Consider the following 26,298-nt stretch of genomic DNA (forward strand, 5'->3'; position numbering starts at 1 on the left):
CTCAGCGATCCCCGAACGCCTGCGCGACCAGTGCCGGCAGCTGTTCGCCCGCTGGGCCAGCCAAGGTGTATTCCCGTTCGCGGTGCTGCCTATGGGGCAGGGGATTGACGTGGACGATGACCGCCCCGGCACGCCAGGCAAGCCCAGGAATTTCTGCGGCGGGATAAACCATGCCGGAGGTGCCGACCGAAATCAGCAGGTCGCACGTTTCTGCGGCTTGGAAGGCGGCGCTCAAGGCAGCGGCAGGAAGGTTTTCGCCAAACCAGACGACACCGGGACGCAACAGGCCGCTGCAAATGGTGCAGCTTGGCGGTTGCAGCCGACGGCCGCCTTCCGGCTCGTTGGGCATGTCCAGCGGCTGCTTTGGGGATTCGCCACATTTGCAACAGCGCGGCTGATGCAAACTGCCGTGAAGATGAACGACCTCGGTGCTACCGGCGCGCTCATGCAGATCGTCGACGTTCTGTGAAACGAGCGTGAGACGGGGCACCTGTCGGGCCAATTCGGTGATGGCCAGGTGGGCCGCATTTGGCTGAGCCTGCAGGACCTTCATGCGGCGCCATTCGTACCGGCCCCAGACCAGCGCGGGGTCCGCTTGGAAAGCTTCGGGTGTAGCCAGCGAGGTGGCATCGAAACGCGCCCAAAGACCGGTCAGCGAGTCGCGAAATGTCGGAATGCCACTCTCTGCCGAGACGCCAGCACCGGTAAATACCACCACATGGCGGGCTTGGCGCAGTGCCTCGATCAGCGGGGCAGGGATCATGGGCTCGGCTCCTGTCGATTGTTCATGGTGAAGCTCTTCGCTTCTCAAGGCGCAATCAAAACACCGCGTCATGTCGATTCCAATCGGTGCTACAAACCGGCATTGGCTTCAGCGCGGCGAGAACGGATGAATCACAGTCGCTCGCCCAGATTCCTGAAGGCGGACAGGGCGCGCTCGCGGCTCGTCGTCAGATCCACGATCGGCAGCGGATATCCGGGGGTGCCGAAGAGCCCGCTGGAAGCGCGCGGGTCGTGGATGTCTCGGTTGCTCAAGTGAGCCAGCTCCGGCAACCATTGCCGCAGAAAGTCACCGTGCGGATCGAATTTGGCCGATTGGCTGAGTGGATTGAACAGGCGGAAGTAGGGCACCGAGTCGGTGCCGGTCGAGGCGCTCCATTGCCAGCCGCCATTGTTCGCGGCGAGGTCGCCATCGATCAGGTGTCGCATGAACCAGCGCTCACCTTCGCGCCAGTCGATCAGCAGGTTCTTGCTCAGAAACATGGCGACGATCATGCGCAGTCGATTGTGCATCCAGCCGGTCGCCAACAGCTGACGCATGGCGGCATCGATGATCGGAAAGCCGGTGCGACCCTGTTGCCAGGCCGCCAACTCGTCGGGTGCGTGGCGCCAGGGCAGGGCCTCGGTTTGGCTACGGAAGGCCCGACCCATCGAAACCCTCGGATAGCCATGGAGGATGTGTTTGTAGAACTCCCGCCAGAGCAATTCGTTGATCCAGGTGACAACGCCCGGATTACCGCTGTCTAACTCGCCCTGGTTCATTGCCAACGCGGCGTGTAGGCATTGTCGCGGCGAAATGACGCCCGCAACCAGGTATGGCGACAGCTGACTGGTACCGGATTGAGCGGGAAAATCGCGACGCTGTTGGTACTCGGCCAGGCCATGCTCGGCAAACGATGCCAAGCGCTTGTGTGCCGCCTCTTCACCTGCGGGCCAGCGCCCACGTAATACGTCGCTGGGCGAGGCGAAATCTGCAACGGCCGTTGGTACCGGATCGCTAGGAACGGGCATCCAGGCTTGCGGGGCGGGCACTGGCAGGCAGCGCGGCAGCGAATGGCTCAGGCGCAAATAGCAAACCTTGCGGAACTGACTGAAGACCTTGAAGCAATCGCCCGCGAGGGTTTTCACACTGCCCGGCGCAAAGAGCAACTGATCCAGGTGCCGCTGAAGTCTCGTAGGGGTATTGCGAAGTGCTTCGGCGGTCGCCTCGTCGCGGCGTTGCTCGTTCACTCCGTACTCATCGTTGATATGCAGGGTGTCGATCTGATACTGACGGCACAGATCGACGATCTGCGTCGGTACCGCCTGCCAGTGTTCCACACGGCGAATCAGTAACGGCACGTTCAGCTCGGCGAGACGCGTGGAGAGCACGCCCAGGTTGCGCAGCTGGAAGTCGATCTTGCACGCGGCGTCGTCATGGGCGAGCCATTGCGCGGGGGTAATCAGATACAGGGCGACGGTGGGGCCGGCGTTCATAGCCGCGGCCAGGGCGGTATTGTCGGCAACGCGCAGGTCGCTGCGCAGCCAGAGCAGTTGAGTCATTTCAGATTTGGTTTCCAGTCGCGTCAGATTGCGTTGCGCAGGCTGAGATTCTCGGGGTGCGGCTGCAGATAGGCCTGATTGGCAACATAGCGATCCGGATGCCGGCGAAAGTGATGCTTGAGCAGCGTCAGCGGCACCACCAGCGGCACGACGCCTTCGCGGTATTGAGTGATCAGGTGCTGCAGCTCCTGCTTATCTTCGCTGCCGATGTCACGTTTCAAGTAGCCGCTCAGGTGCTGCAACACGTTGCTGTGGTTGCCGCGCGACGCGGTCTTCTTCAAGGCTTGCATCAATTGGCGGAAGTAGGTGGGAGCGAATTCGTCCAACGGCATCTTGCCGATCGTCGCGACCATCCGACCGAGTGCCTTGTACTGCAATGGATCGGTCGCCATCAGCTGATACTTGTAACGTGAGTGGAAATCCACCAGTGCCTTGCGCGTCAGTCCAGTATCCCGCAGGCGCTGCCATTCGGCGTGGGCGAAGACCCGCGTCAGGAAGTTTTCTCGCAGCACCGGATCGTTGAGCCTGCCGTCTTCTTCCACCGGCAAATCCGGCCGTGCCTGCATGAGGGCGCGCGCGAACAGACCGGATCCGCCGCCATCAACCGGATGACCATTGGCCTGATAAACCTTCACCCGCTCCATACCGCAGGAGGGGGACTTCTGCATCAGGATGTAGCCGCTGAGGTCATCCAGTTCAGCGGCGATCCGCTCGCCGTAGGCGGTTAGCGCGTCGCTGACGTCCAGCTCCGGATGCACGGTACCGACGGCACGAGGATTGGTGGGCTCGCCGACCAGCCGAATCGGCTCGCGTGGTGTACCCAGGCCGATGGCCACTTCCGGACAGATCGGCACGAATTCGAAATGACGAGCCAGCGTTTCGCTGCATAACCGTGATTCCTTGTGACCACCATTGAAACGTACAGGACTGCCCAGCAAACAGGCGCTGATACCAATCTTGATGACAGGACGTGACGGAGTAAGCATTGGGCTGGCCTCAACTATTTATTGTACAGACATACTTATATGTACAATTTTGTCCATTCTAGGTTCGCCTTTGTACAAGTCAATCGTCTCAATGACCTCGCCCGAATGATCATGCGTGGTATCACAGGTTTTTGGATTTTCCGCAAAGAAGCCGGCGGCAACGCCGAGGCGACGATTTTGCGCGGCGGAGTGGGACGGCGCGCCCCACAGTGCGGCTAAAAGCTGTGCATATTAACCCTGCCTGTACAAGGCTATTATCAAGTACATGGCCGTCCAGCCTCCGGGGCAGGAGCGGTCCTTCGCTGAACCAAGGAGGTCGCCATCATGAACATATTGCTGACCGGTGGGACTGGCCTGATCGGGCGAAAGCTCTGCCAGTACTGGCTGGCAGAGGGGCATAAGCTCTGGGTTTGGAGCCGTACGCCGGAGCGAGTGGCCGAGCGCTGTGGCGAGGGGGTGACGGGCGTCGGTCAGCTGCAGGAGATGGATCAAGTTCCGCTGGATGCGGTTATCAACCTGGCGGGTGCACCGATCGCAGATCGCCCCTGGACCCGCTCGCGCCGCCTGCTGCTCTGGAACAGCCGGATCAATCTTACCGAGCAGCTGATCGAATGGCTGTCCGGGCAATTGAAGCAACCGCAGGTGCTGATATCCGGCTCGGCAGTGGGTTGGTACGGCGATGGGGGCGAGCGCGAGCTGAGCGAAGACGATGGCCCTGCCGGCAACGATTTCGCCAGCCAGCTCTGCGGAGCCTGGGAAGAAAGCGCCATGCGCGCGAAGCGCCTCGGAATCCGCGTTGTCCTGGTGCGCACCGGTTTGGTGTTGGCCCGAGACGGAGGATTCTTGCAGCGTCTGATGCCACTGTTCCGGCTGGGGCTGGGCGGTCGTCAGGGTAGCGGCCGGCAATGGATGCCATGGATTCACATAGACGACGAAATCGCCTTGATAGATTTTCTGTTGCGGCAGCCGGCTGCGCACGGCCCCTACAATGCCTGCTCGCCGCAACCGGTGCGCAACGCCGAATTCGCCAAGGCCCTGGGGCGCAGTCTGGGGCGTCCGGCGATATTACCGGTTCCGGCGCTCGCCTTGAGAGGCACGCTGGGTGAGTTGTCCGGGCTGATTCTCGGTGGTCAGAAGGCAATCCCGGCGCGGTTGAGGGCAGCAGGGTTTCACTTTCGCTTCGTCGAGCTGGATGCGGCATTGGCGGACCTGCGCAAGCCGCAGTCAGCTGTGTGAAAATGCGCCGCCCGCGGCGGGTTGGCGGCGTAATTCTTTAATCAGTAGTCAGGAATATGCATGACTGAGCAGGCGTTGTTATTGGTCAACCTGGGTTCACCGGCTTCTACCGAGGTCGCGGATGTGCGCCGCTATCTCAATCAATTTCTGATGGATCCCTATGTCGTCGATCTGCCATGGCCCATCCGCCGCTTGCTGGTATCGCTGATTCTGGTCAAACGCCCGGCGCAATCCGCTCATGCCTACGCATCGATCTGGTGGCCGGAGGGGTCGCCACTGGTCGTGCTCAGCCAGCGCCTGACCGATGCAGTGCGTCCTTACTGGACTGAAGGTCCCGTTGAACTGGCAATGCGCTACGGCGAGCCATCGATCGAGAGTAAGCTGGTCAAGCTCGCGAAGCAGGGCATCAAGCAGGTGACCTTTGCGCCGCTGTATCCGCAGTTCGCCGACAGCACCACGACTACCGCCATTGACGAGGCGCAGCGTGTGATCCGAGAGAAGCGCCTCGAGATCAAGCTTTCGATCCTGCAGCCGTTCTATGACCAGCCGGAATACCTCGACGCGCTGGTCGATAGTGCTCGGCCGTACCTGGCGCAGGATTTCGATCATCTACTGTTGAGCTTCCACGGTTTGCCCGAACGCCACCTGCACAAGACCGACCCGACGGGCTCGCATTGCCTGAAAAGCGCGGACTGCTGCCAGCGAGCCGAAGGCGAGGTGCTCGCCAATTGCTACCGCGCCCAATGCATGCAGAGTGGCGCGGCATTCGCCACGCGCGCCGGGCTTCGCCCGGAACAGTGGTCGGTTTCGTTCCAGTCACGGTTAGGCCGCGCCAAGTGGATCGAGCCCTATACCGAAGCGCACCTGGAAGAGCTCGCGGCTATGGGCGTGAAAAAGCTCTTGGTGATGTGCCCGGCATTCGTTGCGGACTGCATCGAAACCCTGGAGGAAATCGGTGATCGCGGCCGTGAGCAATTCATTGGCGCGGGAGGTGAAAACCTGCAGCTGGTTCCCTGCCTGAATACGCACGAAAGCTGGGTGCAGGCGCTGGTCGCGCTCTGCCGGAGGGCGCCGCAGGCCTTGTAGGAGGCCAGCCACAGCTTGCAGCTCAGTGGGTCAGGTGCGAGCGCGGCTCCCGCTACGGAAGCCTGCGATCACGCCACGACTACAAGCTGCAGCGCTTCGAACTCGTTCAGTGGGACGGGGCGACTGAACAAGTAGCCCTGGAACATCTCGCAGCCGTTGGCAATCAGCAACGAGCGTTGCGCTTCTGTTTCGACCCCTTCAGCGATGACTTCCAGATTGAGCCCCGCGGCGAGCGCGCAGGTGGCCCGGACGATCATCTGGCTACTGGGGTCCTCGGCCAACTGGCGGACAAACGACTGATCGATCTTCAACTGATCGAGCGGTAACCGCTGCAGGTAGGCCATGGACGAATAACCGGTGCCGAAATCGTCGATCGCAAAGCGGATGCCGTGCTGTTTCAGGATGTTCATCCGCACGACAGCTTCTTCCATGTCATCCAGCAGCAATGATTCGGTGATCTCGAGCTTGAGTAGTCGTGGGTCGGCGCCAGTGCGCTCCAGCAGCTCGAGCAGGCGGTGGGCGAAGTCGGACTGATACAGCAGGCTCGCGCTGAGGTTGACCGCCAGCGTCAGTTCGTCTCGGCCCGGCTGGTGGGCCCAAGCGGCAAGCTGCTCGCAGGCCTGGGTCAGTACGACGAAATCCAGCGCTTCGATCAGTCCAGCGCGCTCGGCCGGTCCGATGAAGTGGATAGGGAACAGCAGGCCGCGTTGCGGATGCTGCCATCGCGCCAGCACTTCCGCCCCGACGAGCCCCCGATGTCGTTCGATCTGTGCCTGGAACTGAATCACGAACTCGCCGGCGTCGAGCCCGCGGCGAATCTCCTCTTCCAGACGCAAACGTTCCTGCACCGCTTGCTGCATGCGCGGGTCGAAGAAGCGCAGCGCGTTCCTACCAGCTTGCTTGGCTTCGTACAGGGACATGTCGGCGCGCTTCATCAGCTCCTCGGCGTCGCCGTCGCAGGCATTAAGGAGTACTACGCCGATACTGGCGCTGCTGTGTAACAGTAGCGACTCCAGCCGGTAAGGCGCGCTGAGCGCCGCGAGCAGTTTTTCTCCGATCTGCTCGGCCCGGGCTGCCGCATATTCCGCCCGTAAGTCCAGGTCTTCGAGCATGACCACGAACTCGTCGCCGCCGAGCCGGGCGATAGTGTCGATCGTGCGGACCTCGTTGCTTAGTCGTTCGGCGACCTGGCAAAGCAGCTGGTCGCCCGCCTGATGGCCATGCAAATCGTTGATGTTCTTGAAATTGTCCAGGTCGATGAACATCAATGCACCGTAACGCTGGCTGCGATTGGATGCTGCTAACGCCTGTTTGAGACGATCAAGCAGCAAACGGCGGTTAGGCAGGCCGCTCAGTGGATCGTAGAAGGCGAGGTGATGAATGCGCTCTTCCGCTTCCTTGCGCTCGGTGATGTCGGTGAAAGCCGCTACGTAATGCGACACCTTGCCGTGCGCGTCAAGAACCGTAGTGATCGACAGCCACTCGGGGTATATCTCACCGCTTTTGCGCCGGTTCCAGATTTCCCCCTGCCAGGCGCCGGTCTGCTCGATACTGCGCCACATGGCCTGGTAGAAGTCGGGAGTGTGCCGTCCGGAGGCGAGCAGACGAGTGTCCTGACCAATGGCTTCCGCTGCGCTGTAGCCGCTGATATCGCTGAATGCCTGGTTCACCCGCAGAATACGATTCTCCGCGTCGGCGATGATCATGCCTTGCTGGCTTTCGAATGCGATCGAGGCGATGCGCCGCTCCTGCTCGGCATTGGCGCGCTCGCTGATATCGCGGCTCAGACAGACCACTGCCGGCTTATACGGTTGCGCCAATGTCAGGCATTGTGCCCGTACTTCGAAGACCTTCAGCCCGCCAGCGCTTTGGATGGAATATTCGAAAAGGCCGGGCGAATCGCTGGCGAGAGTACTGCGGATGAATTCACGAAAACGCGATGCCTGCGATGCTGGAAGCACGTCATCCAGGGTTTTGCCCACCAACGTTGGGTCAGTGCCATGGGAAACGGCGGCATCGTTGGCGATCACTTCAAGGTAGCGACCATCCTCATCGAGCACCATCAGCACGTCGGGAATCGCTTGGGTAATAGCCCTCAAGCGAGCTTCGCTGAGGTGCATCGCGCGTTCGATCTGCGCGCGATTGAGCATGTCGGCCAGCATCAGGCCGAGTAACACCACCGCGGTCGGCATGACCAGCAACATCGGAACCGCGACCTGATCGATGGTGGGTGCCACGAAGGGCGCTGGCAAAAGCAGCAGGGTGGCGACAACGCAAGCATGCAGCAGCAGGCCAAACAGCAGCAGCGGCCGGAAGCCGATCGCCAGTTGTCCGCGCTGATGAAAATATCGATAGCCGAGCCCCAGACCGATTGGCAGCATTACGTTGAGCAACCCGACCCAGACGCCCGAGCCGCCGAGCCACAACCGGTAGCTGCCTGCCAACACGCCGGCGATACCGGCGACGATCGGGCCGCCGAACAGCGCCCCCATGCTCAGCACCACGGTGCGCGCGTCGAATATGATTCCCGACTGCATGGAGAGCGGCATCAGCATGCCGACGATGCAGGCGCCGCCGAACCACAGGCCCGCCATGCACTTTGCCCGGCGGTGATGGCGCTGTCCCCACTGGCGCGCGGTATAGGACAGCAGCCAGCAGAGAGCGAGCATTACCGTTGCGTTTTCGGCGAAAGCGTAGGCGGTCAAGGATACGGGTCCGAATGCATCCGCCGTTCAGCTAGGCGGTGGTTAATGGTTGACTATCTGTTCGCAGCAGGGCGATCTGACACATCGGCCATGCTTCAAGCGTATCGGCGACAGTTTGACCGGCTGAAGGGCAAATGGATAAAGGACGACCAGAGGCGGTTAGCGTTTAAGTGCGGCGAGCTGACTTTTGAGTTGCTGCACTTCGGCTTCCAGTTCGACGACCCGCTGTCCAGTCTCGACCTCGAGGCTGACGTCCTTTTGAATACCGATGAAATAGGTGAGTTGGTCAGCTTCGTTGAATACCGGTGTGATCGAAAGCTCGTTCCAGAACGCGCTGCCATCCTTTCGGTAATTGCGGATGATCTGGCGGCAGGGCTGGCTGCTCCTTATCGCCTCGCGAATCGCCGCGACACCGGGCTGGGCGCGGTCGTCTGCCTGCAGGAAGCGGCAATCCTGATAGAGGATATCCTCCACGGCGTAACCGGTCAGGCGTTCGAAGGCTGGGTTTGCATAGATCAAGATGGTGTCCTCACCCTCTTGCTCGGCAATCACGATCCCATCGTTCGAGGCGTCGATTATCCTTTGCAGCAGCTTGGCATTGATCATCTGAGGCCCCTCATTCGTGGTCGCGGCATTCTAGATCAACTTCGGACGGGACGGCACGGTCTGGCGTGGGGCAGAGCGGCCGGTCGATACTGGAGCGAGCCGAACTGCGTATTTCAGCACGGTCTGAACGGCTCGGGCCTGGGCTACAATGCGCCGATCATCTGCATGAGCTGCCCGCGTCATGACCGAACCTGCCCAGGTATCCACACGGCTTTCTTCCGACACGCTCCGGCAGGAAGAGCTGTTCCCGATTCGGGAAGTCTCGCGTCTGACGGGCGTCAACCCGGTCACGCTGCGCGCTTGGGAGCGGCGCTATGGTCTGATCCAGCCCACCCGCACCGAAAGTGGCCATCGCCTTTATTCCCTGACCGATATTGAATCCATTCGCAGCATCCGGTCCTGGACCGACCGTGGCGTCGCCGTCAGCAAGGTGGGCAGCATTCTTTCCCGCCATGCTGCAACCAGAGCCGCCTTACCGGTGGAGCAGCAGGAAGCGATAGGTGAATGGAGCGAATGGATGGTGCAGGTGCAGCACGCCGTGAGCAGTTTCGATGGGGCCCGGCTGGATCAGCTTTACGGGCAGATTTTCTCCCTCTATCCGCAGGCGGCGGTCTTTCAGGATGTGTTGCTTCCAGTGTGGCAACAGCTGCTGCTGCGTCAGGGCGAATATGGCCAGACCAGCGAATGGCTATTTCTCGATGCGTTCCTCCGCGCCCGCGTGCTGCAGCGGTTACAGATTGCCAGCAGCCAGGCAGAAAAGCGCGTCTTGCTAGCGGCCTTGCCAGGACCGTGTCGAGAGCTCGAGCTGTTGATCACCGGTCTGCTGCTGTCCAGCGACACCGTAGCCGTCAATGTGCTGGGGCTCGGACAGCCTCTCGATGAGCTTCCGCTGGTTTGCGAAAAGGCTCGTCCGCGCGCGCTGGTGCTTTATGTCAACGCCCCGCCGAGCGCGGTACTAATGCGCCAAATGACCAAGCTCTCGCTGGGCATCGACTGCCCGCTGGCGTTGGTAGGCGAGGGGACAGAATTTTCGGAAGAAGTTTTTAGAGGGGCCTCGATTGCCTGCCTCGGCACTTCGGGCAAGTTGATGCAGCGCCGCCTGTTGCAGCTTCTCGACGGGCATCTGGATACCTAACGACCACCGACACGGCCGTCAGCCGGCCTTGCTGAACGGCGCGCAGGGTCCGATGCTTAAGCATCATTGTGTCGGCCGCGACTCGGCGCGATGCTTAGCGACCTCAGCCGGAACACGATGACGCCATGCTCCAGACTTCCGATCCGACGCAGCGTCCTCCACAAGTGGCTCTGACCAAAGGATTGCGGGTGCGCCTGCTACCGTTGTCGCACGGCGCGCAGGCCGCCGCCCTGGTGCGGGTTCATGCCGGTTCCCATGACGCTCCCGAGAGTTACCCAGGGCTGGCCCATTTCCTCGAGCACCTGCTGTTTCTCGGCAGTCGCGACTATGGCGCGGCACAAAGCCTGATGCCTTTCGTTCAGGGGTGCGGCGGGCAGTTGAATGCCTCGACTCGCGAACGTCATACCGACTTCTTCTTCCAGCTCCCGGCCAGCAAGCTCGAAGCAGCTTTGCGGCGTCTGTTGGATATGCTGGCGCATCCGCTGCTCGATCCCTCTGCACAGCTGCGCGAACGCGAGGTGTTGCATGCCGAATACCGCGCCCGCGCCCAGGACATCGAAACGCTCTGCGATGCCGCATTGAGCACAGCCTTCGATCCTGCTCACCCGTTCAGCGGTTTTCATGCCGGCAACCGGGACACGCTACCGGTGGAGGATGCGCAGTTTCAGCAGACGCTGCTCGATTTTCATCAGCGCTTCTACCAGTGTGGACAGATGGAGCTGTTGTTGGCCGGACCGCAGAGCGTTGCCGAACTGCAGCGGCTCGCGGCCCTGGCGGACGACACGCTCACAGCGGGCGGCGCCGTCACCCGCGCCGTGCAGCCTTTGCGTTGCAATCGTGATAGCTGGCTTCGGTTACAGATCGCAAGCGCTCAGCCGCGGCTGAATCTCCTGTTCGCCCTTGACGCGATGCCTGAGCACGGCGCGCCAGCACTGGATCACTTTGCCAGTTGGATAGCGTCCGAGGCGCCTGAAAGTGTTGTCCAGCGGCTACGCGCGGCAGACCTGTGCCAATCGTTGAAGTTGCGCGTGCCTTATTGGCATGCGGGGCAGGGCGTGGTGGTCATCGAGCTGATGCTGACCGCGCGAGGCTTAGCCGAGCGAGCGAGGATTGTCGACGCGGTGCTCGACTGGCTGCGCTTCTTCTCGGACGAGGCACGCTGGCAACCCTGTCGCGAAGAGTATCGAAGCATCCGTCAGCGAAGCCTGCAGGGTGCCGAGCCGCTGGCCAAGCTACGCCATTGGGCGGACCCGCTGGCCTGGGCCAACGACAGCGACGAAGTGGTGATCCGCGAGGCGCTGGGTACGCTCTTGAGGCAGATGATCGGGGCCGGCCCGCTGGTGTTGACCGCTGACACCGCCGCCTGCGAAGCCATCGAAACCGGCGGTTTTCCGCTGCGCCTGGGACTGGAAACGCCGTCGCCAACAGAACCGCACTCCTGGGGCTGGCAACAGCCGGCACCCAATCCGTGGCTGCAGCCCTGTGCCGCGACGCACGGGGCCCGTTCGGTAACGCCGGCGCTACGGCGGCTCGGGCCAGATGATGCCAGCGGTCGTGGGGCGCTGTTCGTGCATTGGCGATTCGCTGCCGGGCAGCCACCGTCGGGGTTATGGCACGCGCTGTCGCATGCCTTGCGCTCGGGAATCTGGGCGGCGCAGCAGGCCGGCGTAACGCTGCGTTTCGAGGATCTGGTGGAGGGCTGGTGCCTGTCACTCGAGGGCTTCGCCGAGGCCATACCGATGATTCTTGGCGACATATCGCGGCTGCTGCTCGAGCCGCCCGCGGAATCTTTCCCCTTGGGCGACCGGCTTGCCGAGCGTGAGGTGGCCCTCAGTGACGGTGAGATGCTGATCCGTCAACTGCTCAAACGCTTGCCTCGGCTGCTCGCGAGCGTGTCCCGGAACGCCGGTCGGGATGCCGTATTGACGGAGCCGTTAGCCTTGTCTCGGTACTGGCAATCGGCGCAATGGCACGGTCTGGCAATAGGCTTTGCACCGGCCTTCAGTGACTCGCTCGCGGATGCGATCAGCAGGCTGCCGGGAACGCCCTCGAGCGCACCCGTCGCAATGGCCCGCCATTTCGCAGGCCGGCGTTGGCACGATATCGGCGGCGGGGCGCCCATGGCCGAAACGGCCTTTCTGCTGTTTTGTCCGCTGCCGGACCGCACGGTCGCATGCGAAGCGGCCTGGCGTGTCTTAGCGCGTCTGCTTGAAGGGGCCTTCTTCCGCCGCCTGCGCAGCGAGCTGCAGCTGGGGTATGCGGTTTTCAGTCGCTTCTGTCAGTTGGGTGGCCACGCCGGCATGCTCTTCGCGGTGCAGTCGCCAGTGGCGTCCGCCGAAGCGATTCTTGACCATATTCAGACCTTCCTATTGGACTTCGCCACGACGCTGGCGGAGCAGTCCACCGAGATCGTCGAGCGTGCCGCCCGCGAAGCGAGCGACAGGCATGTTGTCAGTCCGACAGAGCTGCACGCCCGGGCAGAGCAGGCCTGGCAGAGCGTCCTGGCAGGGCATGACGTTGCGCATCCCGCGCAGGTTGCCGCCGCCATGTGCAGCCTGCGACGCGACGATCTAACCGCAGCCCTGGATGCCCTGCGTGCTGCGACCGGGGGCTGGGTCGTGGTTGCCAACGCACCCGCGCCGGCCCCTGACTGGTCCTGATTCCGCTCCGCTGCTGCGCCGTTCTCGCGCCATTGCCGCGCGGATCCTCGCCATCTTTAATCGATCCAAACGCCATGATTTGGCCGTACGGACAGGCCCGTATGGTGTTGCCTGGGCATACCTAAGCGTGACGGCGTACTACCTAGGCGCTAGTTCCTCCGGCATGACGGGCATGTGCTTAAAGCGCAAGACAACGCTAGCGGCCAAAGAAGTAGCCAATTGCCGCCATAGCAGCGTATGGCCTCGCGGTTGCGCTTTCGATAATCCGCCTCGACACGACTGCCTGTCGTCACATCAGCGGAGAGCGCCATGCACAACAAGAAGAAAGCGGTTACCACCTTTTTGCCCCTGGCTCTGGCCAGCGCGATTGCCATGAGCCTGAGCCAGTCGGCCATGGCTGAAATTGTCCTGTATGACCAGGACGACACTACCTTTTCCACCGACGGCTATGTGAACGCCTTCTTCGTCAACAGCGACGTCGACCGCGAAGGCGAGCTGAACGACCGCCGCCAGTCGCGGGTGAAGATGGGATTCCTGCCCAACTGGATCGGCTTCAACTTCGGCAAGCAGGTCGGTGACCTGAAGCTTGGTGCGCGTTCATCTTTCTGGGTCACCATCAACGACAGCGATACCAACGGCACGGCCACCGCCATCGACGTACGCCAGTTCTACGGTACCGTTGGTAGCGAGTGGGGCGAGGTCCTGATCGGTAAGGATTTCGGTCTGTTTGCTCGCTCCAACATTTTCATGGACGAGATGCTGGCCAGCTTTGGCAACTCGGCCGACGCTCTCGGTCTGGTGGATGGTGCCGGCGTTTCGTTTGGCAACATCGGCACCGGGTACCCCTATCCATTCCCGACCTCGCAGATCACCTACCGCTCGCCGGTCATGGAAGGGCTGCGCGTGGCCGCCGGCATCATGGACCCGGTCGACACCAACAACGACACCACCAACGGCGGCCAGTCGTACCAGGACAATCCGCGCTTCGAGTCGGAAGTCACCTACCAGTTCGATGTCGGTGGCGCGCAGATATACTCCTGGCTGAACGGCGCCTATCAGACCTCTGACAATACCGACTCCACCGTGGATGAAGTAACCTCCAAAGGCCTCGGTTACGGCGTACAAGCCAAGATGGGTGGGGTCTCGCTGACCGCCTCCGGGTTCCAGGCCAAGGGCATGAGCCCGTTCTTCACCAACAACTTCCTCGAGCCGGTTTTACGCGAAACCGACAGTGACGGCTATCTGCTGCAGGGTTCTTATACCTTTGGCAAGAACCGCCTCGCGCTGTCGTACGGCAAGACCCAGGACGACGGCAACAACGTGGTGGCGCTGGGTAGCGAGGCCGATTATGAAACCCGTGGGATCGCCTACTTCCGGACCATCAACGACAACCTCAAACTGGTGGCCGAGTACAACCAGTATGAAGTCGACGCGGCTGCTGGAAGCAGTCTCAATGAAGACACCAATACCTTCGCGGTGGGCGCCGTGCTGAACTGGTAAATCCCACTGCTGCACGCACCGGAGGTCCTGCGCGACCTGCCGGTGACGAACCCCGCCGAAACGGCGGGGTTTCTTTTTTCTGCACGAATCGTTGGCCCCGAAACAGCACTCGCTGCGAGAGGCCCAGGCTGATGCAGGCCTATCTTCGGGGCGAAGCGTTCAAGCGTCCCGGGACGGCCGGGGGTTCCGACGCCGATGACTACCGAGTGCGTTTGTCGCATCGCGACCTTGGCAGGGCACCACCGGTACTGAAGTAGCATTTTCGTGCCGAATGCCCTGACCAAGAATGAGGTCATCCAATATCGGTGTATGGGGTGCGGTGCGTGATCGAACAAGACGGCGAGGCGATACGCACAGCGATGTCCGAAGCCCATGACGCCGAGACGGTGGCGCAGGATCTGGCGCGTCAGCTGATTCATCCGCACTTGGGTTTTGTCCTGTTCTTCTGCTCGGCCGAATATGACCTGCCGGCGCTGGGTGATGCATTGAAGCAGTACTTCGGCGGCGTAAGGGTGGTGGGATGCACCTCGGCCGGTGAGATCACCTCGCAGGGTTACGGGCGCAGTTGCGTCACGGCGATTGGTTTCGATCACCGCAGTTTTTCCATTGCCAGCGAGCTGATCGTCGAAATGGATCGCTTCGGGCTGATCGACGCTCAGCAGTTGGTCGAGCGACTCGGCAGCGACTGTCGGAGCAACTCGCTGGCGCCGATCAAGAACCACAGCTTCGCCCTGACGCTGCTCGATGGTTTGTCCAGCCGCGAGGAAATCGTGCTATCGGCCCTGAGTGCCGCCTTCGGCAGCATTCCTCACTTCGGCGGTTCGGCGGGCGACGATAATCATCTAGCTGACACCCATGTCTACTACGACGGCAAGTTCCACAGCGGTGCAGCCATCGTCGTGTTGGTCAATACCTGGTTGGACTTTGAGGTCTTCACCACTCATCACATGCTGGCGCGCAGCGAGAAGCTCGTGGTGACGCACGCCGACAGTCATGCCCGGCGCGTCTATGAATTGAACGCCGAGCCCGCCGCCGAGGAATACGCCCGGCTTATCGGCGTGAACGTCAATGACCTCGACCACCGGCTGTTCGCCGCCCACCCGCTGGCGGTGCGCATCAACGAGCATTACTACGTGCGCTCGATACAGAAGGTCAACGCAGACCTCAGCCTGACGTTCTACTGCGCGGTGGAGAACGGCATCGTCCTGACCGCCATGCAACCCGGGCCGATGATGCCGAATCTCGAGGCGTTGTTCGAACGGCTCGAACAGCGCCTCGGCTCGCCACTGCTGACCATCGGCTGCGATTGCTTTTTGCGGCGGTTGGAAATCGAAGGCGACGGTTCGACGCAGCAGATGTCCGCGTTTCTCCGACGCCAACAGGTGATCGGCTTCAACACCTACGGAGAGCAGTTCAATGGCATGCACATCAACCAGACCTTCACCGGCGTCGCCATCGGTCGGCCTGGAGGACGGGCTGGAGAAAGGAGCGCTCGCTGAGCTACGCCTCAGACAGGCCGAACTCGAACGCGAGAACCACAAGCTGCGGCGCATCAACGCCGCGCTGATCGAACGCATCGAGTCCAGCGGCTCCGGGCGCGATGCATCCTACGCGGCCTTCCAGCACTCGGTCGAACTGGCCGAACAGGTGCGCGAGCGAACCGATGCGCTCAACCAGGCGATGGCGGAGCTCAAAGCCAGCAACCGCCTGCTCAGCGACGCAAGAATGCGCGCCGAAACCGCACATCAGCATCTGGTGGACGCCATCGAGAGCATTTCCGATGCCTTCGTGCTGTTCGACAAGGATCAGCGCATCGTCCTGTTCAACAAGCGCTTCAAGTCGTTGTGGAGCCGTACTCGGGCGCGCATCAACAGCGGCACGCGGCTTTCGGAACTCAAACGACTGGCTGAAAGCAGCGGGATGATCGCCGAAGAGCATCGCGGCAAGGCCAACGAGCCAACCGTCTACCGTCTGCAGAGCGGGCGCTGGGTGCAACTCAGCGAACGGCCGACCCGTGAGGGCGGCCTGGTAATGCTCTACACCGACATTACCGAGGTCAAGGTCAGCGAAACCATGCGCCGTGAGCAGGCCCTGGCGCAAAAGTCGCGGTTGCTCCAGCGCGCCGTGGACAACCTGTCCCAAGGCGTCGCCATGGTCAGCGCAGATGGCAGCCTGGAGCTGTGGAACGGTCGTTTTCTGGAGCTTTGCGGCCTGGCACCGATCGAGGCGCACCGGCCGTTCGAAGAGGTCATGGCCGACAGTGAACTGAAACTGCTGACACCCAACAGCCGCGATGCCCGGGGCAATCCTCTGAGCGAGCTAGAGCAACACCTGTTCGATGGCCGTACCCTGGAAGTCCGCACTCATCCGTTACCCACTGGCGGCTTCGTCAATACGTTCACCGACATTACCGAGCGCTACCGGCATGCCGAGGCGCTGCGCGAGAGCGAACGCTGGATCCGCCTGATCACTGATCATGTTCCCGCGCTGATCGCCTACGTCTCGGCGGATCTGACCTACGAGTTCACCAACAAGGTCTACGAAGAGTGGTATCGCTGGCCAAGCGACGGCATGCTCGGTCAGTCCCTGCGTGAGATCCACAGCGGGGAACATTGGCAGCAGCTCGAACCTTATATCGAACGCGCCATGTCCGGTGAGAACGTCAGTTTCGAAATGGCCGAGCCCAACCATTCGGGCCAGCAGCGGTACATGCTGCGCTCCTATGTGCCGAATCGGCAGGCCAATGGCGAGGTGGCGGGCATCTTCGTGCTGATCCAGGACATCACCGACCGCCGCCGCACCGCTGAAGCCTTGCATCAGGCCTATCAGAACCTTGAGCAACGCGTGCGCGAGCGTACCGCGGAGCTGACCAGCCTGAATGAGCAGTTGCTGTGTGAAATCGATGAGCGCGCCCATGCCGAAGCCCGCCTGCGCGAAGCCAAGCGTGAAGCGGAGCTGGCGAATCTATCCAAGACCAAGTTCCTCGCCGCGGTCAGCCACGACCTGTTGCAACCACTCAATGCCGCACGGCTATTCACCAGCGCTTTGCTCGAGCAACCCGTTGCGCCGAACGGCGGCCTGATTCGCAACATCAGTAATTCCCTGGAGGATGTGGAGAACCTGCTCGGTACTTTGGTGGATATATCCAAGCTCGACGCGGGTGTGATCAAGCCGGATATCGCCCCCTTCGCCGTCAGCGAGCTGTTGGAAAACCTGGCTGTGGAGTTCCGCCAGATCGCTGGCGCCGAGCACCTGCAGCTGGATTTCATCCCATGCTCGGCGCTGGTACGCAGCGATATCCAGCTACTGGCACGGATTCTGCGCAACCTGCTGACCAATGCGATTCGCTATACCCCTCAAGGTCGCGTGCTGCTCGGTTGCCGGCGTCGGCGGCAAAGCCTGTCCATCGAGGTTTGGGATACTGGGGTTGGTATCGCCGAGGATCGCCTGGAAGAAGTCTTCCACGAATTCAAACGAGGCGAGGGGGTGCGTCCCAACCAGGACCGCGGGCTTGGCCTGGGGCTCGCAATCGTCGACAAGATCGCGCGCATGCTCGGTCACCGGATCCTGGTTCGCTCGCAGCCGGGGCGCGGTTCGGTATTCGCCGTCGAAGTACCGCTGTCGAAGCGTGCGCCCAAGGCCAGGCAGGAGCCGAGCTCCTCGGACCTGCTGCTGGAACGCCTCAAAGGGGCCAGGGTTTGGGTAGTCGACAATGACACCGCGATCTGTGCGGGCATGCGTACTTTGCTCGAAGGCTGGGGCTGTATGGTGATCACCGCGCTTTCGGAAGAAGATCTGGCCGGGCAGGTCGATAACTTCCATGCCGACGCCGATCTGATCATCGCCGATTATCATCTCGATAACGGCTGCAACGGCGTCGAGGTGGTCGCCACGGTCAACGCGCGCCGCGCCAGCCCGCTACCGGTGCTGATGATCACCGCCAATTACAGCAATGAACTCAAGCAGCAAGTGCGTGAGCTGGGCCACATGCTGATGCATAAGCCGGTGCGGCCGATGAAGCTCAAGACCGCCATGTGCCACATGCTGGAACACGGCCATTCGCAATGGCTCCGCTGACCGGAAGGAATACTGACGTGCTGTTGCCGGTCAGCGACGCAGATAGGCGGTGAAATCGATATCACCCGCCGACAGAATGGCCTGTACGCGGTTGTGCACGTTTAGCTTGCGCAGAATCGCCGAAACGTGGGCCTTGACGGTCGTTTCGGCGATGTCGAGGTTGTAGGCGATCTGTTTGTTCGACTCGCCCTTGGTCATGCGCTCCAGCACCAGCAGTTGCTTGCGTGTCAGCGCCTGCAGAAGCTCGGGTGGGATGCTCTGTTCATTGTGTTGCGCGCGACGGGTGGTGGCCTTCTGACTACGGATGATGTCCGACGGCAGATAGACGTTACCGTTGAGGATCTGCTCGATGGCTTCGGTCATCTGTGCGCGCGGGGAGGATTTGGTGATGAAGCCGCAGGCGCCATAGGTGATGGCCTGCAGCACGACCTGTTTGTCCTGCTCGGCGGAAACGATGACCACCGGAATGGTCGGCGCTTCGTTGCGCAGGTTGATCAAGCCGTTGAGGCCATGCATGCCGGGCATGTTGAGGTCCAGCAGGACCAGATCCAGATCGTCGTTCTCCAAGGTCAGCGCCAGCGCGCTATCGAGATCGGCGGTTTCCAGAATCTCGCTGCCTGGAAAACCGTCCCGGATGACGTTCTGAATGGCCTCGCGAAACAGCGGGTGGTCATCAGCTATCAGTATCTTGTACATGGCCGGTCACCTTATTGTTGTGATTATGCTGGGGTGGATTTTCGTTCTTTGCAGCCTAGATCGCTCAGCGCCAGGCGGCGCACCGAGGCGGTTTCGATCAGGGAGGGGCAATTGGGTTGCGCATATTCCCAGACCGGAGGAAGGACGCCAACAAAGCGCGCGAACTGGGGCAGGTGTCGGGACCGTGGCGGAAGCTGCATCGACGAATGACGACGCTTGTACAACGGAAGACATCCTCGGCCGCCCCCTGTGAACGGCGATCAGCCTCAAACCCGGCAGGCTCGGCATTTTCTTCTATTTCCCAGTCCGTCTGTCGACCACATTACAGAGCAATAAGCGTTGTTTTGAAATCCTACAATCGACAGGCAAATCGGCACCAAAGTAGTAGAGCTTCCTCAGGCCGCGCGGCGTAACGCCGCGTGTTGGGGATTGAAGCTGAGCACGGCGAGCAGGCTGAACAGCAGCGTCAGGCCCAGGCAGACCGCCAGCGCCACCGCGTTGAGTCGCTCGTACAGCGCATAGCGCACCAGTTCCACGGCATAGGTGAACGGGTTGGACGAACAGATCCAGTACAGCCATTCATTGGCCTCACGCATTTTCCACAACGGATAAAGCGCCGAGGATAGGAAAAACATCGGGAAGATGACGAAATTCATCACGCCGGCGAAGTTTTCCAGTTGGCGAATGCCATTGGATAGCAACAGCCCCAGCGCACTGAGCAACAGCGCCACTAACAGCAGCGCCGGCAGCGCCGTCAGCAGACCGACAGCCGGCGGCTGCACCCCGTAGAGCCAGGCAATGCCGAGAAAGGCGTACACCTGCAGCAGTGATATCAATGCCGTCGCCACCAGCTTGCTCGCCAGCAGGAAACCGCGTGGCAGGGGGCTGGTGAGCAGCACTCGCATGCTGCCCATCTCGCGGTCGTAGACCATCGACAGCGAGCCCTGCATGCCGTTGAACAGCAGGATCATGCAGGCCAGGCCAGGCACGATGTAGGTCTCGTAGGTGATGTAGGTTTCGTACGGCTCGATGATGGCGATGCCCAGCGCCGCGCGGAATCCGGCTGCGAACACCACCAGCCACAGCAGGGGGCGCACCAGGGCACTGAAGAATCGCGAGCGCTGCTGTACGAAGCGCAGCCACTCGCGCCAGACGATGGCACGCAGGCATTCCCAATAGGCGATCACGACCCTGCCTCCAGCTTGCCGTGCGTGGCAGGACGCAGGGTTTTTATTACACGCATCAGACCACCTCCGGGCTACGAGTGAGGCGGTCGAAGGCCTGCTCCAGGCTGCCATCCATGGCAGACAGCGAATCGGCGGGGCCTTGCGCCACGAGCTGGCCGCGGTTGAGGACGATCAGCGCATCGTCGGCCTGTACCTCGTCGAGCAGATGGGTTGTCCAGAGCACGCTCATGCCATCCTCGTGGCAAAGGGTACGTACGTGGTCGTTGAGAGCCCTGCGGCTGATGGGATCGAGCCCGGCGCTGGCTTCGTCGAGTAGCAGCAGACTGGGTTTGTGCAGCAGCGCCCGGGCGATTTCGACGCGCCGGCGGTGACCGCCATTGAGCTCGCGTACCTTGCTCTTGCGCCGTTCGCCGAGCTGCTGACGGTTCAGCTCCAACTCGATGCGGTCGTTCGCCAAACTGCGCGGCAGGCCGTGCAACGCGGCGTGATAACGCAGGTTCTGTTCGACGCTGAGATCAAGGTCCAGAGTGGTCTGCTGAAACACCACGCCCAGGCGTCGCAACGCTTCGCGGGGCTGGTTACGCAGACTGTAGCCGGCCACGCGGATTTCGCCCTGCTGCAGGTCGTAAAGTCGCGTGAGCAATGCGATAAGCGTGGACTTGCCGGCGCCATTGGGGCCGAGCAGTGCGGTGAAGCGGCCCGCTGCAGCACTGAAGTCGATATGCTTCAAGGCTTCCCGAGCACCGTAGGCGAAGCCGACATTCTCCACCTGAAGCGCGGTCATGGCGCGACCACCACGCCCCAGGGGTAACGGCCAACCTTGATCGACTTGACCACTTTGAGCGCGTTCACATCGATGACCGAAACGTCGCCGCTGACACCATTGGTGGCCAGCAGTCGACTCTCGTCGGGAGTGAACGCCATGTGCCAGACACGCCGACCGACCAGCAGGTAGTCGAGTACTTCGAACGTTTTCGCGTCAACCACCGCGATGTGATTGGCCGGACCGAGGGCGACGAAGGCGTACTTGCCGTCGGCGGTGAGTCGGATGCCGACGGGCTGGACCTTGTCGCGATGCACGCCCTTGATCTTGAAGTCGATCGTCTTGATGATCTTTCGCTGATCGACGTCCACGATGGAGACCGTTCCGCCTATCTCCGACGATGCCCAGAGCGTCTTGCTGTCACGGCTGAACTCAACATGGCGCGGGCGCTGGTCGACCAGAGTGTTGTCTATCAATGTGTTGTTGGTGGTGTCGATCCAATGCAGCATGTTGGTGGTTTCGCTGGTGTTGATCGCCCACTTGCCATCGGGCGACACCGCCATGCCTTCGGGCTCCACCCCCACGTCGATCTGGGCCAGCACCTGTTCGTTGTCCACGTCCACCACGGTCACCAGCGCATCGTCCTCATTGGAGATGTACAACCATTTGTTGTTGGGGTGCAGCGCGAACTGTTCCGGGTCCGCGCCGGAGGGCAGCTGTTTGATGATCCCGCGCGTCGCCAGATCCATGACCTGGACCGTGTCCGAGTCGCTGGCGCAGATGTAGAGCAGCTTGTTGTCGTGCGACAGCGTGAGGCCTCGTGGGCGCTGGCCCACCTCCAGCGTCTCCACTGTTTCGAGCGTGTCCAGGTCGATCACGCTGATGGTGTCGTCCTTCTCGTTGGAAACATAGGCGGTGGCCGCCAGCGCGGAAGCGTTGGTCCAGGCGAGCCCGCAAGCAATGGCAGTGGCTAGGAGCGTTCGATTCATTTGTAGGATCTCGTTCTTGTTGTAGGGCGCGTTAGCGTCTAGGGGCAGCGGGGTTATCCAGTCGCAACAGGTATTCGTCGGCTTCGGTCTGTCCGTCGTTCGAGGCGCGCAGTAGCCAGCGCCGTGCGGCCGCCTTGTCAATTGCGACGCCGCGGCCTTCAGCGAGCGCAACGCCCCAGTGGTAGCGCGCCAAACTGACGTAGGCCGCGGAGTCCGGTTGCTCTGCGCCGCGTTTGATGAGGGCGGCGGCTTTTTCCAGGTTCAATGGCACACCGACGCCGGACTCGTACATCTGCGCCAACCAGATCAATGAGTAGACGTCGTTCCAGCGATGTATGCAGTCCTCGAAGATCTTCAGCGCCGAGGCGTGATCGCCGGTTTTCTGCGCCGCGTAGCCGTAGAGGCACTTGATTCGCTTGTCGCTATCGACGTAAGACTCGTAGCTCAGGTCGCTGGTCTGGCCAAAGGCGGCAGGGGCTATCAGGGCCAGCGCCACGCGGGTTAGGTTGGCTAGCACTGGTCACCGCTCCTTGTCGCTCAATCGGCACTGGCTTTCGGGCCGATCGAAGCCCAGCGTGTCGAGCTCGCTGGTGGGGTGCAGGAAGCCTTCCTGAGGTGAGTTGGAGACCAAACCGCGCGGATGGATAAGCGCAATTGGCTGGCGCAGTTGACCGCTCCAGGGCCGGAAGGTCAGCTTGCGACCTTTGAACCCATCCACCGGCACCGTTTCGCCAAGGGAGAGTTGGTGAATGGCGGCTGGGTCAGTGTTACCCAGCCGGGTGATCGCGGTGGCGAGGCTGCGCACACCGATCCAGGCAGCAAAGTCGCGGTCGTTCATCCAGCGGCTGGCGAGTGCCTCGAAGCGCTTCTGCAACTGAGCGGCGCCGTACGTCTCCACCGTCTTGTGCCAGCCGGTTGCAATCAGCCCCTGCGTGCCGACCACCGGCCGCGGCAACCAGGTCTGGTAGGGTACGTATTCTCCAAAGTCGCCTCGCTCGTCGGCCACCACCACCACGTCGTAGTCGTCGGCCTGAGTGAACAGCGGCATTTCAGCCTGGGCGCTGCGGCGCTGGTCGTTGTCGAAGGTCCAGGGCTTCTCGAGAATGATCTTGTGGCCGAAACGCTTGGCCGCGCGGCGCATGGCGGTGGCAAACGCCTGGTCCTCGGCGGTCGGGCCGACGATCAGCAGCCAGCGGTTCCAGCGGCGTACGGCAAGAAACTGACCGAGCGCGTCGGCGAGCATGCTACGGCTAGGCAGGGTGTGTAGCACGTTGGCCAGACAGATCGTTGTGCGCAGATCGTCACTGGCGCTGCCGGCGTTGATCAGCAGACTGTCCGGCAAGGCTTCGGCGAGCTGCTGCAGGCTTGCATCCGGTGCGTTGACGACGAACAGCCTTAGCCCGTCATCACGCAACTTGCGCGCCTCGTCGAGCAAGTGCTCAGGCGAATCACTGTTGCGCGCGGTCAGTTGATAGCGATGGCCGAGAAAGCGCCCGGTGGTGTTGCTGTCGATGATCGCCAGTTCCGCGCCGCGCTGCCCGGCATCCGCCGGTTCAGGAATGACATTCGAAAGCAGCGGACCCGGGTCCGGGCGGTAACCCAGATAGGCGATCCGCACATCGAGCGCGTCGGCAGCGATCGCAGCGGAACTCGCCAGCGCGGCGCAGCAACTCAGTGCCAACAGGCAACCGGCGCGTAGCAAAGGATGGGGCATGGGCGACTCCTATGGCGTTGCGACCAGCATAGGAACCTGGGACAGGCGGGGGAATATGCAGAAAGTACCAGTCGTTGTGTACCAAGGTAGTAGCCTGGCCGCTGGCGATGCGTTCTAGCATGACGCTCGTCGACAATAAAAAGAGAAGCCTTCCATGACGCCTTGCAGAGCACTGATCCTCAATATGTTGTTAATCGGCAGCCTTATCGGTTTCGATCAGGTTCATGCCGCCGGCGACCTGACCCTGCGCCCACAGGCGTTGCCTGATCTGAGTTTCGGTTCCGACGAAAGCGATTACGCCGTCTCGCAAAAGACGTATCAGCTGGAAACCGGAGTCGCCTACCAGCTCAAGGTAATCGCCGATGGCCAGAAGGCCTGTGCGTTCCAGGCACCGGAATTCGCTCGTTCGATTTTCCTACGCAAGGTCGAGGCCGGCGGCGTCGAGATCAAGGCAATCACCCTGGTCGAACTGGAGTTTGAAGAAGCCGGAGAAGCCGAGCTTTTCTTCGTGCCAGTCAAGCCCGGTAGCTTTCCGTTCTATTGCGAGGGGTTGCAGAACAAAGGCATGGAAGGTGCGTTCGTGGTCAAGTAAGGCGTAGGCCTTCTGAGCCTCCGGCCCGAGACGATGCAGATGTCGGCGCTTTGGCGAATCAGCCTCTTGGTCTCGCTATTTTTCGGCCTTGTGGCGGCTGTCTGCATGGCCGTTCTGTTGCGTCAGGCCAGTCATGATGTCGAACGAGAGTTGAATGCTGCGGCCGCGATTCTTCGTTATCTCAAGGAGGTTGCGGAGCGCGACCCGTCCGACCTGCAACCCGATCTGACCCGTCACTTGCGCCACGTACAGGTGCACTGGCTGGACAGTGATGTTATCCATGCGCCGCGGCTGGCAGAGCGGCGTAGCTGGCTCGAAGCGGCGCTGTATCCGAACGCGCTCCCGGAGCCGCTGATCGTGCGTTTGCCCGATGGCCGGGTACTGCGACTGAGTGTCGACCCGCGGGATGAAATCGAGGAAGTACGCGATTCCTTGCGCCAGCTGCTGGTGCTGTTCGGCATCGCGCTTGGGTTGAGCCTTCTGGCGATCCGCTGGGCCGTTCGACCGGCTTCGGAGGTGTTGCGCCAGTTGTTGGCCGCCTTCGGTCGTGTCTCGCACGGTCAGCTGGATACGCGTCTGCAGCTTCACTCGATGCTCGAAGCCCGGCAATTGGCCGGGCATTTCAACCATATGGTCAGCTCGCTGGAACACGCCCGGCGGGACAACGACGAGCTGACCCGCTCATTGCTAGCACTGCAGGAACGTGAACGGACCCAGCTCGCTCAGGCACTGCATGATGATCTGGGCCAGTACCTGGCCGGCATCCGTGCCCAGGCGTGCCTGCTGCAAGCGATCAATGACCAACCACAGCTGGTCAGCAGCACCGCACGCTGCCTCGATGAACATTGCGAGCAACTGCAGAACGGATTCCGGCGGCTGACCCGTGAACTCTACCCAGTGATGCTCGATCATCTGGAGTTGCCCGAGGCCATATGCCTACTGACCGAACAGTGGCAGAGCGCGCAAGGTGTCGAGCTGCATCTGCGAGTGGACAGGCGCCTTCCTAGCCTGCCGCTGACGGTCAAGGAACATCTGTATCGCCTGCTTCAGGAGTCACTGACCAACGTAGCCAAGCATGCCAGCGCCAGCTTTGTGTGTGTGCGGCTGCGCCTGAGCGGACAGAGGTTAAGGCTGCTGGTCCGTGACAACGGCGTCGGCAACCACGAAGGGCGGCAGCCGGGCATAGGCCTGCGCTCGATGCAAGAGCGGGCTCGCGCACTGGGTGGATTCCTGATTGCCGCCCATTGCAGAGGTAACGGCTGGATCGTCTATCTCGACGTTCCATACAAGGAGCCCTCGGTCTGATGAAGATACTGCTCGTCGATGATCACGCAGTGGTGCGACAAGGTTACGCCGCACTGCTGCGTGTGCTGTTGCCCGAGGCGCAGGTGATCGAAGCCTGCGACGGTGAGCAAGCGCTGCTCAAGGCATATGACTCCCCACCCAGCCTGGTGATTATGGATGTCGGGTTGCCGGGCATCAGTGGCGTAGAGACCACCCGACGATTGCTGCAGCGCTTGCCGCAACTGCGGGTGCTGTTTTTCAGCATGCACGATGAGCTGCCATTGGTGCGCCAAGCGCTGGACGCAGGTGCTGTTGGCTACATCACCAAAAACTCGTCGCCTGAGGTGCTGGTGGACGCGGTACGGCGTACCTTGGCCGGCTATGCCTATATCGAGCAACCCCTGGCAACCCAGTTGGCGCGCAATCCAGCCGCCGCAAACGCTCAGGACCCACGCCTGCAAGCGATGACTCAGCGAGAGTTCGAAATCTTCGTGATGCTTGCCAAGGGCACTCCGTCCCGGTTGATCGCCGAGCGACTGTGCATCAGCGGTAAGACTGTTTCCAACTACTTGACCTTGCTCAAAAGCAAGCTGCAGGTTAGCTCCCACGCCGAGCTGGTTCACCTGGCTATCGATACCGGTGTTCTGCGGGTTGGCGACCGAGCCGCCGGCTAGGCGACAACCCGCAGAACACCGGCATGGTTGTCAGAAGGGCGCTCGTGCCATAGTCGCAATCTCAGTCATCGCGGGAAGGCCCGCAA

At 61.6% G+C, this 26,298-nt stretch carries 21 protein-coding genes; 10 read left to right on the forward strand and 11 right to left on the reverse strand.

The features are described from left to right. Window position 1: 1 nt before the first annotated feature. From UF78_RS09760 to UF78_RS09770, 3 genes are all read right to left on the reverse strand, one after another. Window positions 2–763 (reverse strand): SIR2 family NAD-dependent protein deacylase, encoded by a 762-nt coding sequence (locus UF78_RS09760; protein ID WP_045161972.1) that lies wholly within the window; start codon window positions 761–763, stop codon window positions 2–4. A 131-nt stretch (window positions 764–894) separates the two neighbouring features. Further along, on the reverse strand, window positions 895–2,322 hold the full coding sequence (gene phrB, locus UF78_RS09765) for a deoxyribodipyrimidine photo-lyase (RefSeq protein ID WP_045161973.1): 1,428 nt from the start codon (window positions 2,320–2,322) through the stop codon (window positions 895–897). Between the two features lie 23 nt (window positions 2,323–2,345). Next, window positions 2,346–3,308 carry a YbgA family protein gene (locus tag UF78_RS09770; protein WP_045161974.1) on the reverse strand — a complete coding sequence of 321 codons (963 nt, stop codon included), beginning with the start codon at window positions 3,306–3,308 and terminating at the stop codon, window positions 2,346–2,348. 324 nt (window positions 3,309–3,632) lie between these two features. Between UF78_RS09770 and UF78_RS09775 the strand changes: the two genes are divergently transcribed. Together UF78_RS09775 and hemH are read left to right on the forward strand one after the other, a co-directional pair. Continuing rightward, on the forward strand, window positions 3,633–4,544 hold the full coding sequence (locus tag UF78_RS09775; protein ID WP_045161975.1) for a TIGR01777 family oxidoreductase: 912 nt from the start codon (window positions 3,633–3,635) through the stop codon (window positions 4,542–4,544). Window positions 4,545–4,604: 60 nt separating this feature from the next. Further along, a complete protein-coding gene (gene hemH, locus UF78_RS09780) occupies window positions 4,605–5,630 on the forward strand; it encodes a ferrochelatase (RefSeq protein ID WP_045161976.1) in 1,026 nt (341 codons plus the stop codon). A 68-nt stretch (window positions 5,631–5,698) separates the two neighbouring features. Here hemH and UF78_RS09785 read toward each other — a convergent pair whose 3' ends face one another. After that, window positions 5,699–8,335, reverse strand: coding sequence for an EAL domain-containing protein (locus tag UF78_RS09785; RefSeq protein ID WP_045161977.1), 2,637 nt, complete (start codon window positions 8,333–8,335; stop codon window positions 5,699–5,701). Between the two features lie 159 nt (window positions 8,336–8,494). Then, the gene (locus UF78_RS09790; RefSeq protein ID WP_045161978.1) at window positions 8,495–8,941 is read right to left on the reverse strand and encodes a PAS sensor domain-containing protein; all 447 of its coding nucleotides are present in this window, start codon (window positions 8,939–8,941) and stop codon (window positions 8,495–8,497) included. A 181-nt stretch (window positions 8,942–9,122) separates the two neighbouring features. On the opposite strand from UF78_RS09790, the gene UF78_RS09795 reads away from it, so the two are divergent. The 5 genes from UF78_RS09795 (at window position 9,123) to nahK (ending at window position 18,313) form a co-directional block, all read left to right on the forward strand. Next, window positions 9,123–10,076: a MerR family transcriptional regulator gene (locus UF78_RS09795; protein ID WP_045161979.1), complete on the forward strand. Its 954-nt coding sequence runs from the start codon at window positions 9,123–9,125 to the stop codon at window positions 10,074–10,076. A gap of 125 nt (window positions 10,077–10,201) precedes the next feature. Next, window positions 10,202–12,736, forward strand: coding sequence for a pyrroloquinoline quinone biosynthesis protein PqqF (gene pqqF / locus UF78_RS09800; RefSeq protein ID WP_045161980.1), 2,535 nt, complete (start codon window positions 10,202–10,204; stop codon window positions 12,734–12,736). Between the two features lie 309 nt (window positions 12,737–13,045). Then, window positions 13,046–14,236 (forward strand): porin, encoded by a 1,191-nt coding sequence (locus UF78_RS09805; protein WP_045161981.1) that lies wholly within the window; start codon window positions 13,046–13,048, stop codon window positions 14,234–14,236. A gap of 359 nt (window positions 14,237–14,595) precedes the next feature. Further along, the gene (gene nosP / locus UF78_RS09810) at window positions 14,596–15,735 is read left to right on the forward strand and encodes a nitric oxide-sensing protein NosP (protein ID WP_423831469.1); all 1,140 of its coding nucleotides are present in this window, start codon (window positions 14,596–14,598) and stop codon (window positions 15,733–15,735) included. Then, on the forward strand, window positions 15,653–18,313 hold the full coding sequence (nahK, locus tag UF78_RS09815) for a hybrid sensor histidine kinase/response regulator NahK/ErcS' (RefSeq protein WP_155397619.1): 2,661 nt from the start codon (window positions 15,653–15,655) through the stop codon (window positions 18,311–18,313). The genes nosP and nahK overlap by 83 nt, the downstream gene beginning before the upstream one ends. A 30-nt stretch (window positions 18,314–18,343) precedes the next feature. Here nahK and UF78_RS09820 read toward each other — a convergent pair whose 3' ends face one another. The 6 genes from UF78_RS09820 to UF78_RS09845 all read right to left on the reverse strand — a co-directional run bounded on the left by UF78_RS09820 (window position 18,344) and on the right by UF78_RS09845 (window position 23,662). Continuing rightward, entirely contained in the window at window positions 18,344–19,009 is a 666-nt protein-coding gene (locus tag UF78_RS09820; RefSeq protein WP_045161983.1) for a response regulator transcription factor, read from the reverse strand. Window positions 19,010–19,404: 395 nt separating this feature from the next. Continuing rightward, window positions 19,405–20,196: an ABC transporter permease gene (locus UF78_RS09825; RefSeq protein ID WP_045161984.1), complete on the reverse strand. Its 792-nt coding sequence runs from the start codon at window positions 20,194–20,196 to the stop codon at window positions 19,405–19,407. A gap of 55 nt (window positions 20,197–20,251) precedes the next feature. After that, a complete protein-coding gene (locus tag UF78_RS09830) occupies window positions 20,252–20,980 on the reverse strand; it encodes an ABC transporter ATP-binding protein (protein ID WP_045161985.1) in 729 nt (242 codons plus the stop codon). After that, window positions 20,977–21,948 carry a YVTN family beta-propeller repeat protein gene (locus UF78_RS09835; RefSeq protein WP_045161986.1) on the reverse strand — a complete coding sequence of 324 codons (972 nt, stop codon included), beginning with the start codon at window positions 21,946–21,948 and terminating at the stop codon, window positions 20,977–20,979. Before UF78_RS09835 ends, UF78_RS09830 begins: the two co-directional genes overlap by 4 nt. A 31-nt stretch (window positions 21,949–21,979) precedes the next feature. Then, window positions 21,980–22,465, reverse strand: coding sequence for a tetratricopeptide repeat protein (locus UF78_RS09840; RefSeq protein WP_080890581.1), 486 nt, complete (start codon window positions 22,463–22,465; stop codon window positions 21,980–21,982). Window positions 22,466–22,468: 3 nt separating this feature from the next. Next, on the reverse strand, window positions 22,469–23,662 hold the full coding sequence (locus UF78_RS09845; RefSeq protein WP_045161987.1) for an ABC transporter substrate-binding protein: 1,194 nt from the start codon (window positions 23,660–23,662) through the stop codon (window positions 22,469–22,471). A gap of 154 nt (window positions 23,663–23,816) precedes the next feature. Here UF78_RS09845 and UF78_RS09850 point away from each other — a divergent pair, with 154 nt between their 5' ends. Genes UF78_RS09850 through UF78_RS09860 form a run of 3 tightly spaced genes read left to right on the forward strand, consistent with a single transcriptional unit; the run spans window position 23,817 to window position 26,212 of the window. Then, a complete protein-coding gene (locus UF78_RS09850) occupies window positions 23,817–24,254 on the forward strand; it encodes a copper-binding protein (RefSeq protein ID WP_045161988.1) in 438 nt (145 codons plus the stop codon). A 39-nt stretch (window positions 24,255–24,293) separates the two neighbouring features. Continuing rightward, window positions 24,294–25,559 carry a sensor histidine kinase gene (locus UF78_RS09855; protein WP_045161989.1) on the forward strand — a complete coding sequence of 422 codons (1,266 nt, stop codon included), beginning with the start codon at window positions 24,294–24,296 and terminating at the stop codon, window positions 25,557–25,559. Beyond that, window positions 25,559–26,212 carry a response regulator transcription factor gene (locus UF78_RS09860; protein ID WP_045161991.1) on the forward strand — a complete coding sequence of 218 codons (654 nt, stop codon included), beginning with the start codon at window positions 25,559–25,561 and terminating at the stop codon, window positions 26,210–26,212. Before UF78_RS09855 ends, UF78_RS09860 begins: the two co-directional genes overlap by 1 nt. Window positions 26,213–26,298: the final 86 nt, after the last annotated feature.

Origin of the sequence: Stutzerimonas stutzeri (assembly GCF_000952685.1) — a bacterium.
Taxonomy (GTDB): Bacteria; Pseudomonadota; Gammaproteobacteria; order Pseudomonadales; family Pseudomonadaceae; genus Stutzerimonas; species Stutzerimonas stutzeri_E.